The following is a 13,115-nucleotide window of genomic DNA, read 5'->3' as shown; positions in this document are numbered from 1 at the left end:
ATGAGTTGAACACTGTCTCCTCCACGAGCCCGGTGAAATTGTAGTATCGGTGAAGATGCCGGTTACCCGTCACGGGACGGAAAGACCCCATGAACCTTCACTACAACTTTGCATTGATTTTGAGCACCAAGTGTGTAGGATAGTTGGGAGACTATGAAGCAGTGTCGCCAGGCATTGTGGAGTCATCGTTGAAATACCAACCTCTTGTTGCTTAGAACCTAACCCCTTACGGGGGACATTGCATGGTGGGTAGTTTGACTGGGGTGGTCGCCTCCTAAAAAGTAACGGAGGCTCGCAAAGGTACCCTCAGTACGGTTGGTAATCGTACGCAGAGCGCATTAGTATAAGGGTGCTTGACTGTGAGACAGACAAGTCGATCAGGTGCGAAAGCAGGCTAAAGTGATCCGGTGGTTCTGTATGGAAGGGCCATCGCTCAAAGGATAAAAGGTACTCTGGGGATAACAGGCTGATCTCACCCAAGAGCTCATATCGACGGTGAGGTTTGGCACCTCGATGTCGGTTCGTCACATCCTGGGGCTGGAGAAGGTCCCAAGGGTTCGGCTGTTCGCCGATTAAAGTGGCACGTGAACTGGGTTCAGAACGTCGCAAGACAGTTCGGTCCCTATCTGTGATGGGCGTTAGAAAATTGAGAGGACATGACCTTAGTACGAGAGGACCGGGTCGTACGTACCGCTGGTGTATCGGTTGTGCCGCCAGGTGCAATGCCGAGTAGCTATGTACGGACAGGATAAACGCTGAAAGCATCTAAGCGTGAAACCTTCCTTAAGATGAGTTTTCTTTTAAGGGTCGTCAGAGACTATGACGTTGATAGGCTACAGGTGTAAAGGTGGTAACATCAAAGCCGAGTAGTACTAATTGCCCGTAAGCTTTAATTTTTTATTCTCTTCGGAGATAAGAAATGTTGATTACTTGACGATTGATTGCAACTTCCCAATATGTTATCTTATTGAAGATCTTATGGTGCTTATGCCGAGGGTGTTCACCTCTTCCCATACCGAACAGAGAAGTTAAGCCCCTCATGGCCGATGGTACTGCTATACCAGGCGGGAGAGTAGGTAGGTGCCATATTTATTACATAGAGCCTTGTAACGTTATTGTTGCAAGGCTCTTTTTTTTGTGCAACCGAAACGTGAGACGTGAAATGTGAGACGTGAGACGTGAAACGTGAGAAGAACTACGACAACTGTTTCTATCTTGCGCTTAACCGCTTGCTTCCAATCCTCCATCTTCCAATCTGCCATCCTCCATCTTCCATCTTCCATTTTTCCTTGCCCCCTTGTTCCGTCTTCCATGCTTCCTCTTCCCTGCCTCCTTTGTCTCCCTTGTATCCCTTGTATCCTTTCTTCCCTGCTCCCCTAGACAACGTTTATACAGGTTTAATGGTCAGATTGAAAAACCTTCTATGAAGCTTCTGACCTTTTATGCTAGTGTAATGCTCATTTTAATAGCCTGCTCCAAAAACAACGACGACCCTTCTAAAACTATTTCTGGCAGGTATACTGGCACGTTCAAACGCTATAACACCAGCGTCGATAAAACTGCCCAGGTTTCCATCGATTTTAATAAGAACAATTGGAACGGCTCCAGTGAATTCCCTACCTATCCGGCTTTAAATACGGGAACTTTTACCTTAGAGAATAACAATGAAACCATCAATTTCAAAAACAAGGCAGGATGGACAGCAGATTTCGACTGGACTTATATTCTTGACGGAAAATTTATACTTCACAAAAACAACGACAGCCTCGTCTTTACCAAAAGTTATGGCAACGGAGCAGTAGATGTATATAAACTGGCAATAGAAAATTAGGCGATTATTCTTCTATGAATAGACAAAAAAATGGCCTGGCTACTGCCAGGCCATTAGCTTTATTGACTTGTTTGCCTTGATTAATAATCACGACCACCACCGCCATAGCCACCACGGCTTCCACCGCCGTAGCCACCGCCACCACGGTTACCGCCACCGCCATAGCCGCCACCGCCACGGTTACCACCGCCGCCGTAACCACCACGGCCGCCACCGCCACCGAAGCTTTTCTTCTTGAATCCGCCGCCACCGCCAGATCCGCCTTCACGGGGTTGTGACTCATTAACTACAATACTACGGCCCATAACTTCTGTACCGTGTAAAGCAGTGATAGCAGCGTTTCCAGCTTCTGCATCGCTCATTTCAACAAATCCAAATCCTTTTGAACGGTTGTTGTTGAATTTGTCTGTAACGATTTTGGCAGAAACAACTTCTCCGTAAGGAGCAAACATTTCTAAAAGATCCTGCTCAGTTAAATCCCAACTGAGGTTGCCAACGTAAATGTTCATTTTCTAAATTTTTTGAACGAGTGAATAAAACCATAATGAAGCACAGTGTTGCAAAAAAGCCAGAAAATCATTTACTTGGAAACGCTCTGGGAAGTCTGAAACTGTAAAGATCATTAAGGAACCAAAACGAAGGTAATAAAATTGTGGAAAAACATACAAAATATCTAAATATAAAAAAAGGCGATTTCTCCGGTTTGACCCGTCGAATCGCCTTTTTCAGCTTTTTAGGGATGTGTTATTCTGCAACTACCTCAAAATCAAGCTCAGTTGTAATTCCGTTACCGAAATCTACACTGGCTTTGTATTGACCCAGTTCCTTCACATCATCCGGAATGGAAATTTTCCGACGGTCAATTTCGTATCCTTTCTGCTCGCGAATAGCACGGGAAATCTGCAACGCTGTAATGCTACCGAAGATCTTGCCACTTGTACCAGTCTTGGCGCCCAGTTTAATGGCTCCTTCCTGCAATTTGGCAATTACCTGGTTGATTTCAGCCAGCATTTTATCTTCCTTCTTCTTCTTTACTTTCAGCTTTTCATTCAGCTGCTTCAGGTTAGAAGGGGAAGCCTCAACCGCGAATTTCTGGGGAATCAGGTAATTCCGGGCATATCCGTTCTTCACTGTTACCAGTTCGTTCGCACCACCCAGATTATCTACATCCTGAATTAAAATTACTTGCATTTTGTTCTTTTTTAGTACCCCAAAGAGCCCAATCAAATCTGTTTAAATCTGATTCAGACTGTCTCCGGTTTCGCTTACGCCAAAACGGATTAGGGATTGGTTACTAGATATTGAGTTGCTTATTTCAGCAAATCTGTTACATAGGGCAGAATTGCCATCTGACGCGCTTTTTTAACAGCCTCAGATACTTTCCGCTGGAATTTCAGACTGTTCCCGGTAATACGGCGTGGTAACATTTTACCCTGCTCATTCAGGAACTTTTTCAGGAATTCAGCATCCTTGTAATCCACGTATTTAATACCGTACTTCTTGAAACGACAGAATTTCTTCGCACGCTTCTCGGTCTTAATCGCGGTAAGGTATTTGATTTCATTCTTTGCCATGATTAAGCCTCCACTTTTTCAGTTCCGGTTGGTACGCCACTTCTCTTTTTATTATTATACTCAACGGCGTATTTGTCGAGTACAGTAAACATGTGACGAAGAACGTTGTCGTCACGCAACAGCTGAATCTTCAGCTTCTCATTGAAGTCGGATGGCGCCTTGTACTCCATTACCCAGTATAAACCAGTGGTTTTTTTCTGGATAGGATACGCCAGTGATTTTAATCCCCAGGGATTGGAATTTACCAACTCGCCACCGTTTGCGGTAACCAGGTCGATAAATTTCTTCTGAGCAGCTTTGTAATCTTCTTCACTCAGAACAGGGGTAAAAATCACCATCAATTCGTAATTGTTCATGATCCCTGATTTGTTAAATAAAAAAATTAATTGGGCTGCAAAGGTAAGAGCTTTCTGTCATATGACCATAAATAGCCCGGTCTTTTTACTAGAAGGGGTAACCTATCGCAATATTAAGGATCAGATTTTCCCGCCTCCAGGCAGGTTGACCCCATTCCAATTGATTTAGCACCCATTTTTCCCCATCCGGTAGCCAGGGTTTCCGGAGAGGAATCGCAAGGTCTGCCCTGATAACCAGGATGGAAGCGTCTATCCGGAGGCCAAGTCCGGCACCTACCGCCATATCATTCATAAACCGGCTTCCTGGCCAGGCTGCTCCTGGCTTTTCAGGATTCTCCCGCTGTAGCCAGATATTGCCCGCATCCGCAAAGATCGCTCCTTTCAGTACACTGAATATTTTAAAACGCCACTCTGTATTGAATTCCAGCTTGATGTCACCTGCCTCACTGGCTGCAAAGGTACTTGTCTCTGAACGATAGGAGCCCGGACCCAGGGTCCTTGCCCGAAAAGCCCTTAAACTGTTACTGCCCCCGGTCATATATTGTTTCACAAAAGGTAGCGTACTGTTGTTTCCATACGAGAAACCAGTACCAGCCAGCAATCGGTTTACCCATTGACTCTCTTTTCCCAGTTTCCAGTAATGCCGGATCTCTCCGGTTAGACGCACATATTGTGCAAATGGCTGATAGCCGATGTTTTTTTGCCCCTGGCTATTTGCCGGAATGATCAATCCCAATAAATTCCCGGCTGCATCCAGGTTACCCTGCAAAAACAGACTATGAATCCTTTTTTTGTTGACGTTATTATAGGTAATGGTATAATTGCTTCCGATTATAAACTGCTTATCTATTGACTGCCTCAATGCAGGATCTCTGTCCAGGATTTCCTGAAACTCCGGCGATATCCTGGAAGGCAATACATAGGAGATTGACACCGGTACCAGCAAATGATCCGTCAATTGCCCTGTTTTCCATTGATAAGCCTGTTGAATCGTGAAGGAGTTCAGGTTGTATAAACCAGGCCTGCTCAACAATTCATAGCCGGCACTTAACCTGGTTCGTGGAATAAAAGCATTACTGGTTCGGATCTTCCAAAAGGGAACGATTATTCCGGGAAGATTAAAAGCGACTTCTCCTGTTAAGCTATATCCCCTGGTATTTGCCTGGTTCACCCGGTTACCTCCAACCTGCCATTCAAATCCTCCTGCGAGTTTTACTTCCAGCCGGTTGGCTCTTTTCAGCCAGTTTCTGTTCAGGGATGTAATTGTGATCTGTGAGCCTACGAAATTGTTCGACTTACTATTGCCGTTTAATTCAACCTGCAAACTTCTTCTTGGAATAGGTGTCATGAAAAAGCGGGCATTCAGCCGGTTGCTGTCTGCCGCCTCCATTTCCGTTTTTACAAACTTATAAGTGCCCAGGCTCATCAAACGCTCGAGCGTTCGTTCATGTGCCCGAAACCGGTATAGACTATCTTCTTTCAGTAACACGTATCGGCTGAATATTTTAGGGAGAAAAAGATCGTGAATATCCTTAACCCGGTAGGGACCAAGATCTTCTGCTTCTTTGTTTCGAACCAGGCTGTCTTCCGAAAGATTATAAGTTGGAAAGAGGGTGATGCTTCCCATCCGGTAGGCAAATTTTACATTTGCAGGAATAGAATCCTTCAATCGGACATATAATACCACCTCGCCATTGTAATTGCTGTCGACCTCTACCAGAAGATGATCCGGATTGAAATAATAAAAGCCCCGCTGGCGAACATAATTGCTGATTCGTTCCCTTTCATTCTTGATTTGCTCCAAATTGTAAAACCGCCCTGGTATTAACCTGCTGTTATCAGTGCTTCTTTGTATCTGTTTTCCGAGTCTTGAACTATCCAGTTCCATTTTTACTTCCCTTATTCTGTACCTGGTGCCGGCAGTAACGGCATACTCGATTTTTGCTTTCTTTTTACCGATTGGTTTGGTTTCATAACCGGTGGAAGCCTGCAAAAAGCCTAGGTCTTCAATATGACTTGTCAATACATCAGCAGAATAGGAGGGCTTCGCTTTACTTAACAATACCGGAGGTTCCCCCCATTTATTTCTTAATAAGTGATTGAGCCCTTTTCCGGTCGGCTTATTTCCAAGATTATACAACCATAACCGAACCGGCATTCCCAAAAATTTGCGATTTGGACTCGGCCTGCTTAAGGAAACCAATGCCTCTCCCAACTCTTTATGCCGATCAGGTTTTTTCCCCTCCCATTTAACCTCCGCACCAAGGTAGAGTCGGTCTCCTTCCGGCACGGTGCGGGTTGTACTGCATCCTGTTGACAACCAAAAGCTCAGGAGCAGCCAGATGATCCATCTATTATTCTGAATTGCGTGCATTCTCCTGCTGCTTTTTTGCTTTTTCAAATATCTGTCTGAATTGATCGAAGTCCATTACCAGTATAAAAGACACCCCTGTTTCAATGATCTGTCCCAGTAGAATGGCATCCGTCTGATTTTGCTGGTAGGCTCTGATCCGATACCGGCCATCTCTGCTCAATTTGTATTCGATCAGTACATCCCCAATTAGTTGTGCGCCATTCGTGGGTGCATTTCCCAATAATCCAATATTTGAACCAACGGATACGGTTAACCGATTATTGAACAGCGATTTGCTGGCTCCTACACTCAGGACAGTTGATTCCTGCCGACTTCCACTCATATAATCCTCCCTGGTTTCCAGGTCGAAGTTCAGATCGATTCCACTAATCAGGGTGCCGGCCAATGTATTCAGTTGCTGGGATAGAATCTTGCTTACACTCTGTTTTGCTGCCAGCCCGATGCCTCCGCCACTTCTGTTCTCCAAACTTGCAAGCGGATTTTCCGACAGGAAAGTTTGTAATACCAGCAATGCCATCACCTGCTTGGTAAGCTCTGATTCGTTGTTGTTAATCTGTTTAAGTCGCGTATATACGGCACCGTTAAAGAAGTTCCGGTCTTTTTCCGGCATGTCGAGTTCGAAACTGATATCCGGCTGCATCAGCTCATCACGAATATTCATGTAAACATCTATCGGCACTTTTTGTCTGAGTCTTGTCAGTTCTGCCCTGGACCCACTGCTCTGGTCCCGGATCAGATCTATTGCGGGCGCATCAACCTGGTATTTTGCGCGAATATTGATAGCAGCTTCAAGCGGATCGCCATTCCAGGTTATAGTGCTTCCTTTTTCAATACCAAAACTCCGTTTGATTAACTGGTTGAGCGACATTTCATATTTGCCTCCCTCAATTTCATATACACCGGTAATGCCTATTCGATTTCCCTGTTCAACCTTTACATTCAAACTGGTACTGCCTTTTACCTCGAGAAAATCTCCATTGTAAGGATCTATTACAATAGTTAATGTGGATGCTGGTGTTAATTCAATATCTCCTGAAAACTCAATCCCGCTAAATTGCGTGGCCGGGCTTTTTTTCTTAATGGTTTGGATAATCAATGTCGAATCAGGCGGATTTTGCCGGTTTACAAATTCAATAACACCTTCCCGGTTGGCAATGCCAGGTTCCTCATCCGGCACAACAAATCCGATTGCTGATTTGTCTACCAGTTTCAGTTGCATGTCAACTTTGGGCAGCGAGAGATCACCTTTGATAGCAATGGTACTGTTGATTCTGGCAGGTCCCCATATCATTTGCTCTTCTGAACTTTTGGGTCCCAATACCAAAAAATTACGCGCATCTACTCCCAGGTCAAAGCCTGGATTGAGCAGGTTTTCCAACCTGACGGAACCATCCATGATCGCTTTCCCTCCTGTTGTATCGGTAAGTGTGAATTGGCTTAATAACAGGTTCCGGTTGGTAAATCTCAGCTCCTGCTGATCAATCTCTAATGGATTATTGAGGTATGAAACGCGTAATTTTCCTTTGTGAAACACCAGTGATCCATTGATATCCGGATTGGTAATTTCACCAGTAATATCCAGATTGCCTGTAATGGCACCACTCATATTGGTGGTTGCCCCAGCTGTGAATGGTTCCGCACTTGCCAATTGCAAACTGTCAAATCGAATGGTTGCATTTATACGATCAGCATAACTGCCTTCCATTTTTACATTGTTTCCATATCCTTCCAAGGTAGCAAGTACGCCTATGCTGGCGCCTTCTTTTGTCAACTCAGTGTTTACGTTGCCAATGGGTTTTCCGAACAGCCGAAGACTATCCACAGATACTGTTCCGGTAATGGAGGAGTCTGTTACAGTTTGATTTAATCGCAACCTGGCATTTATCGTTCCCTCAGCCAGCGTTGTGTCTTTGGAAATAAAAGAACTGATCGTTCGTGCTTCAAAATCCTTGATCAATAACTGATAAGCTATGTTTTTAAAACTATCCAGCCGGATATGCTCCAGCTTAACCGATTGACTGTCGGACTGAATTTCAAAAGCGGCGTCCCATAGTTGCCCTTTCCTGAAAACGATGGCTGAGTCTGCAACTGTTGTAAAACGCTCTTTGTTTAATACAATTTCCGGATCCAAACCAAAACTCCAGTCACTCGTCGAAGTCCCCTGCCAGTTGCCGCCAACCCGATAGGATGGTTTTTTTTCGGCATCATCTACTGCCAATAACCAGTTGATATTTCCGGGTTTTCCTTTTGCTGTTACGGCCATATTATAGACAGGAAAAGCAGGATGTTCTATCTGTGCAACCTGAATGGTAGTATTAATTGTATCCTCATCAAAAAGTAATTTAAGTCTGAAGCTGTCAACGATCGCTGTGGTATACCTGAATTGCGGATGGGCAGCTTCCAGGTAAAGCATGCTGCTATCTGTGTTCATGCTGCCTTCCAGTGTTAATGGTTGCCTGATTTGCAGATCAGGCAGGAGCTTTTCCATGGAGCGGGGCAGCAACAGCGATGCAGTAAGCCGGGCTGATTGAGATGCCATGGAATCGGATTTTGCTATAGCTAAACTGTCAGCAGGATTTAACTGTCTTTCGATGATATTGCTGACAGCAGTTGCAAGTTGAGTATAATCATAGTTCCCATCCAGGGTTATGAAGCCAATTGGGCCTTCCAATTTTATATGCTGACTGTCCAAATCTGCTAGGGCCAGTATAGCAAGGCTGTCAAGCTGTATCAGATCCTGATCATTCGCATATTGAACATGATGAATAAATACAGTTCCTTCCAGCTTGCGAGGTCTTGTATCTTTCAGATCCAGGTCGATTTCACCCTTTACAATAAATGGACTGGTACTTAATCCAACAGCCTGCAAATCGGCACGATTTATAGTTAGTTTGCCATTCAGGGAAGGATATCCATCGGTGAGCACACCGGTCAGTTCCACCTGGGTTTGAAGATTGGTATCCAGGCTATTTATGTAAGCGGTATACTGTTGGTGATTCAAAGTCCCGGTTATATCAATCTGTTGATAGTTGTACCCATTGATACTTGCTTCCTGAATCCGGATAGCAGCTTCACCGTTCATGGTTTCCGGATCCAATCCCCGGCCCTTAACGTTTCCGGATGCTACAATCAATCCAAGGGATGTATCCCGAATCCATTGCCCAACATTCATATTAAGTTCCTGAAGATCCAGTTCATAGCGGGCAGTAGATGTTTGTTTGATCCCGTTAATCCGACCCTGAAATCGAATCAACCCATAACTTGAATTCAGTGTAAGCGCAGCATTCGCATTATTCATGTTTCCTGAAAGCCTTCCGCGCAAATCAATTCGTTCCGGTAATTCAAGGTTAGCAGGAAGCTGGCTTGCAGCTATCCAGGAAGTGATAGCTGATTTTCCGGTTTCAATCGATAGACTGGAAAGCTCTGCACCAAATTTATCCGGAACAGTAAGCGATCGAACTACCCCTGTAAGATGAACATCGTTGCCTGCATTATCCTGAATATGAAAAGTCTGAAGTTGGAGTGCTGATAAATTGCCGGATACCTTACCGTTGAGCCGGATTTCCTTATTCCACCACTTTCTAAAATTGGTATCCTGTTTCAGTTCTGGCACAAAGAACAATACTTCGCTGAGCGCAAGCCTGGATGCAGTGAGTTGCGCCTGTATACCAATCTGATCTGTTATAATTTCTCCTTGTTGGTTGGAAGGTAAATAGAGTAGAAGGGAATTGGATAACTGGCTCGAGCCCGTTTTGATTGCATAATCGGTTAAGGATAACCGTTGGTTTTCATAGGCAAGTTTTCCGCCAGCCTGCTCCAGTCTGAAACCAGATCTTTCTTTTGCTGACAAATGATCAAGTACAGCCGTTAATTTATTTTCTTTCCAGTTGATACGGGTTATATTGGTTTGTATGGCAGATAGTCCGAGATAATTGAAATCGATGGAACTGGAGTAGGGGCTTCTTTTCTCTTCCAGATTTTGCATGCCAAATGCACCACCTTTCAGATCAATTGATTGCAGGTTTACTACCAGGGGCTGGGATGCTTCAGCCATTCCGTCCAGTGTCTCAAGTCCTTCGTGCCAGATGAGATATCCTTTGGGGGATTGCAGTTTAATATTTCCAGACAAGTACTTGTTAGCCCCCACATTTGCATTCAACAATTCGATCCGGCCCTGCTCCAGTTGCCAGCCTGTATGGATGCCACTGCCTTCATCCCGGTAGGCAAAACAGATGTCATCCAGTTGAATAAGTTTCCCCTTTATCAATAATGAAAGGGGATTGTTTGCAATTGAATCAATAGGTTTTTCAACTGGATTTTTTCTCCGGTATTCTTGAGTATAAAATCCATTCAACCCGGTTATGCGTAAATCATTGAAATCATATGTCCCGCCTGAAATATCTGTTTCTTTAAACCGCCAGCTCAGGTTTTTCAGTACAAGGGCTGCATGCATTCCGGAAGTTTGATCATCATACTGGAGCCTGATGTTGTTGAACTCTATCCTTCCCAGGGAAATTTTCCAGGCCTTGCCAGCCGGTAGTTCTGCCTGGGTGGTATCCTTGCCGGAAGGCTGAAATCCGTCCAGCAGAAATTGGTAATTGAGTTGATCATTGCTGAGTGTATAAACCCTGGCAGTAAGCTCTTTCCATTCCAGTGCATGAACTACTACGGTATTTGAAAAAAGCGGAAGGAGTGCAAAATGGACGGAGAGGTCGCCGCTGTGTAAAAGCACCTTGTTTTGTTGATCAAAGACGGTCAGGCCTTCAACAGACACCCGGTTAAATCCGTCCAGCCGGATGCGCTGAAGCTCAACCCGGGTCTGAAATTGGTCTTCCAGGATCGATTTGGCTTTACGGGTCAGCAATTGCTGGCCCCAATCTGACTGAATAAAAAGCAGAAGTGATAAAACCAATAAAAGCAACGCCAAAAGGATCCGCATAAGAATGCGAAGCCAGCGTGGGCTGCGTTTGGGATAAAGTCGAATCACTTTCAATGGGTTCTGCCTGGTTGTACTTAAAAAACCATACCGAAGCTACTTAGAAAAGGCCTTCAGGCTGACAGGTAGTGCAGCAATTCTGCCAAATTTGCTGATTCTGGCGCTAAATAACGCCATGGCACCCGATTTGAGCAGGGGCTTCCTGAAACCAACTTAAATAATCAGTATGCAAAAAGGTAATATCAGGGTACAAACGGAGAATATTTTCCCCATTATCAAGAAGTTTCTATACAGTGAACATGATATTTTTTTGCGGGAATTGATCAGTAACGCGGTGGATGCCACCCAGAAATTAAAGACACTTTCGTCTATTGGTGAAGCCAAGGGGGAATTGGGCGACCTGTCGGTTACGGTGGCAATTGATAAGGATGCCAAAACTCTGACGATCTCCGATAAGGGGGTAGGTATGACTGCCGAGGAGGTGGATAAATACATCAACCAGGTGGCTTTTTCAGGTGCTGAAGAGTTCTTGAATAAATACAAAGGCCAGAATGAAAACAATATCATCGGGCATTTCGGGCTTGGCTTTTACTCCTCCTTCATGGTAAGTGACAAAGTGGAAATCCTGACGAAAAGTTTTAAAGAAGCTCCGGCGGTTAGATGGGATTGTGATGGAAGTCCGGAGTATCAGTTGGAAGAAGCTGCAAAAGAGGGAAGGGGAACAGACATCATTTTACACATCAACGAAGAAAGCCAGGAATTTCTGGAAGCGGACAGGATCAAAACTGTTTTGAAAAGATTCTGTCGTTTCCTGCCTGTTCCGATTTTCTTTGAAGGGGAGCAGATTAATAATCCGGTTCCGGCCTGGACCAGGAAGCCATCTGAATTGACTACGGAGGATTATCAGTCCTTTTACAAGGAGTTGTATCCCTTTAATGAGCCTCCCTTATTCTGGATTCATCTGAATGTGGACTATCCGTTTAACCTCACTGGGATTTTATATTTCCCGAAAATCAAACAGAGCTATGAGATTCAGAAAGATAAAATTCAGCTCTACAGCAACCAGGTATTCGTTACAGATGAAGTAAAAGATATTGTTCCGGAGTTTCTGATGCTGTTGCAGGGAGTGATTGACAGTCCGGATATCCCGTTAAACGTTAGCCGGAGTTATTTGCAGGGTGATCCCAATGTAAAGAAGATCAATAACCATATTACAAAGAAAGTAGCTGACAAGCTTGAAGAAATTTTCAAGACAGATCGGGCGGAATTTGAATCCAAATGGGAAAGCCTTGGATTGTTTGTGAAGTATGGTATGATGACTGATGATAAGTTCCTGGAAAAAGCGGAGAAGTTTCATATCATGCAGGATGCCCGTGAATCTAAATTTTACACGCTTGAGGAATATAAAACAGCGGCTGCAACATTGCAGAAAAACAAAGATGGGAAACTGGTTATATTGTATGCAACCGATCCCGTGCAGCAGGATGCTTATATAAAAGCGGCTACAGATAAGGGTTATCTTGTTGTGAAACTGGAAACAATTGTGGATGCTGCCTTTATCAATCAGATGGAAATGAAATGGAGTGATGTTCAGTTTACCCGGGTAGATGCTGACATTACAGACAACTTGATTGACAAGCAGGAAGACAGTTCCACTGTATTAAGCAAAGAGCAGGAAGAACGGTTAAAGAAATTATTTGAGCAGCAGCCGTCGGGTTTACATCTGACAGTAGAGGTAAAAGGACTGAGTCCGGAAACTGCACCGGTTCTGGCAACCCGACCTGAGTTCATGCGCAGGATGAAGGATATGTCTGCGATCAGCGGACCGATGGGAAGCTTCTATGCCAATATGCCGGATGAAGTAACACTTACTGTAAATGGTAACCACCCGATATACCAGCAAATTCTTTCGGTAGGAGATGAACAGAAACAGGAAAAGCTAACAAGGAATCTGGCAGACCTGGCGCTTCTTTCACAGGGCTTGTTGAAAGGTAGCAATCTGACATCCTTTATTGAGCGGAGTGTGGATTTGATGAAGCAATAA

Annotated in this window: 9 protein-coding genes and 2 rRNA genes (1 of these 11 running past the window's edge); 4 read left to right on the top strand and 7 right to left on the bottom strand. The window is 44.4% G+C overall.

The annotated features are described in order from the left end of the window. Together L0U88_RS05285 and rrf are read left to right on the top strand one after the other, a co-directional pair. Positions 1-896, top strand: a 23S ribosomal RNA gene (locus L0U88_RS05285) (it extends 1,983 nt beyond the left edge of the window). Between the two features lie 81 nt (positions 897-977). Further along, positions 978-1,089, top strand: a 5S ribosomal RNA gene (rrf, locus tag L0U88_RS05280). Between the two features lie 121 nt (positions 1,090-1,210). Here the strand turns inward: rrf and L0U88_RS05275 are convergent. Further along, complete coding sequence (locus tag L0U88_RS05275) at positions 1,211-1,384, bottom strand: hypothetical protein (RefSeq protein ID WP_234864569.1); 174 nt, start codon at positions 1,382-1,384, stop codon at positions 1,211-1,213. A gap of 39 nt (positions 1,385-1,423) precedes the next feature. On the opposite strand from L0U88_RS05275, the gene L0U88_RS05270 reads away from it, so the two are divergent. After that, complete coding sequence (locus L0U88_RS05270; protein ID WP_234864568.1) at positions 1,424-1,831, top strand: hypothetical protein; 408 nt, start codon at positions 1,424-1,426, stop codon at positions 1,829-1,831. A gap of 80 nt (positions 1,832-1,911) precedes the next feature. Here the strand turns inward: L0U88_RS05270 and rbp are convergent, their stop codons facing one another. From rbp to L0U88_RS21035, 6 genes are all read right to left on the bottom strand, one after another. Further along, complete coding sequence (rbp, locus tag L0U88_RS05265; RefSeq protein WP_234864567.1) at positions 1,912-2,340, bottom strand: RNA-binding regulator; 429 nt, start codon at positions 2,338-2,340, stop codon at positions 1,912-1,914. Positions 2,341-2,575: 235 nt separating this feature from the next. After that, positions 2,576-3,022 (bottom strand): 50S ribosomal protein L9, encoded by a 447-nt coding sequence (gene rplI / locus L0U88_RS05260; protein WP_234864566.1) that lies wholly within the window; start codon positions 3,020-3,022, stop codon positions 2,576-2,578. A 119-nt stretch (positions 3,023-3,141) separates the two neighbouring features. Beyond that, positions 3,142-3,405, bottom strand: a complete 264-nt coding sequence (gene rpsR, locus L0U88_RS05255; RefSeq protein WP_234864565.1) for a 30S ribosomal protein S18 — start codon at positions 3,403-3,405, stop codon at positions 3,142-3,144. Between the two features lie 2 nt (positions 3,406-3,407). Next, entirely contained in the window at positions 3,408-3,761 is a 354-nt protein-coding gene (rpsF, locus tag L0U88_RS05250; RefSeq protein ID WP_234864564.1) for a 30S ribosomal protein S6, read from the bottom strand. 88 nt (positions 3,762-3,849) lie between these two features. Next, positions 3,850-6,135, bottom strand: a complete 2,286-nt coding sequence (gene tamL / locus L0U88_RS05245) for a translocation and assembly module lipoprotein TamL (RefSeq protein WP_234864563.1) — start codon at positions 6,133-6,135, stop codon at positions 3,850-3,852. Further along, positions 6,116-11,122, bottom strand: a complete 5,007-nt coding sequence (locus L0U88_RS21035) for a translocation/assembly module TamB domain-containing protein (RefSeq protein ID WP_234864562.1) — start codon at positions 11,120-11,122, stop codon at positions 6,116-6,118. The genes tamL and L0U88_RS21035 overlap by 20 nt, the downstream gene beginning before the upstream one ends. A gap of 175 nt (positions 11,123-11,297) precedes the next feature. Here L0U88_RS21035 and htpG point away from each other — a divergent pair, with 175 nt between their 5' ends. Further along, complete coding sequence (gene htpG / locus L0U88_RS05235; RefSeq protein WP_234864561.1) at positions 11,298-13,115, top strand: molecular chaperone HtpG; 1,818 nt, start codon at positions 11,298-11,300, stop codon at positions 13,113-13,115.

Source organism: Flavihumibacter fluminis (assembly GCF_021491375.1).
GTDB lineage: Bacteria > Bacteroidota > Bacteroidia > Chitinophagales > Chitinophagaceae > Flavihumibacter > Flavihumibacter fluminis.
This window is presented reverse-complemented; position numbering and strand designations above follow the sequence as displayed.

Bases quoted from the DNA above. Each gene is read 5' to 3' on its own strand.
- L0U88_RS05270 (WP_234864568.1), top strand. From the start codon at position 1,424: ATGAAGCTTCTGACCTTTTATGCTAGTGTAATGCTCATTTTAATAGCC.
- rbp (WP_234864567.1), bottom strand. From the start codon at position 2,340: ATGAACATTTACGTTGGCAACCTCAGTTGGGATTTAACTGAGCAGGAT.
- rplI (WP_234864566.1), bottom strand. From the start codon at position 3,022: ATGCAAGTAATTTTAATTCAGGATGTAGATAATCTGGGTGGTGCGAAC.
- rpsR (WP_234864565.1), bottom strand. From the start codon at position 3,405: ATGGCAAAGAATGAAATCAAATACCTTACCGCGATTAAGACCGAGAAG.
- rpsF (WP_234864564.1), bottom strand. From the start codon at position 3,761: ATGAACAATTACGAATTGATGGTGATTTTTACCCCTGTTCTGAGTGAA.
- tamL (WP_234864563.1), bottom strand. From the start codon at position 6,135: ATGCACGCAATTCAGAATAATAGATGGATCATCTGGCTGCTCCTGAGC.
- htpG (WP_234864561.1), top strand. From the start codon at position 11,298: ATGCAAAAAGGTAATATCAGGGTACAAACGGAGAATATTTTCCCCATT.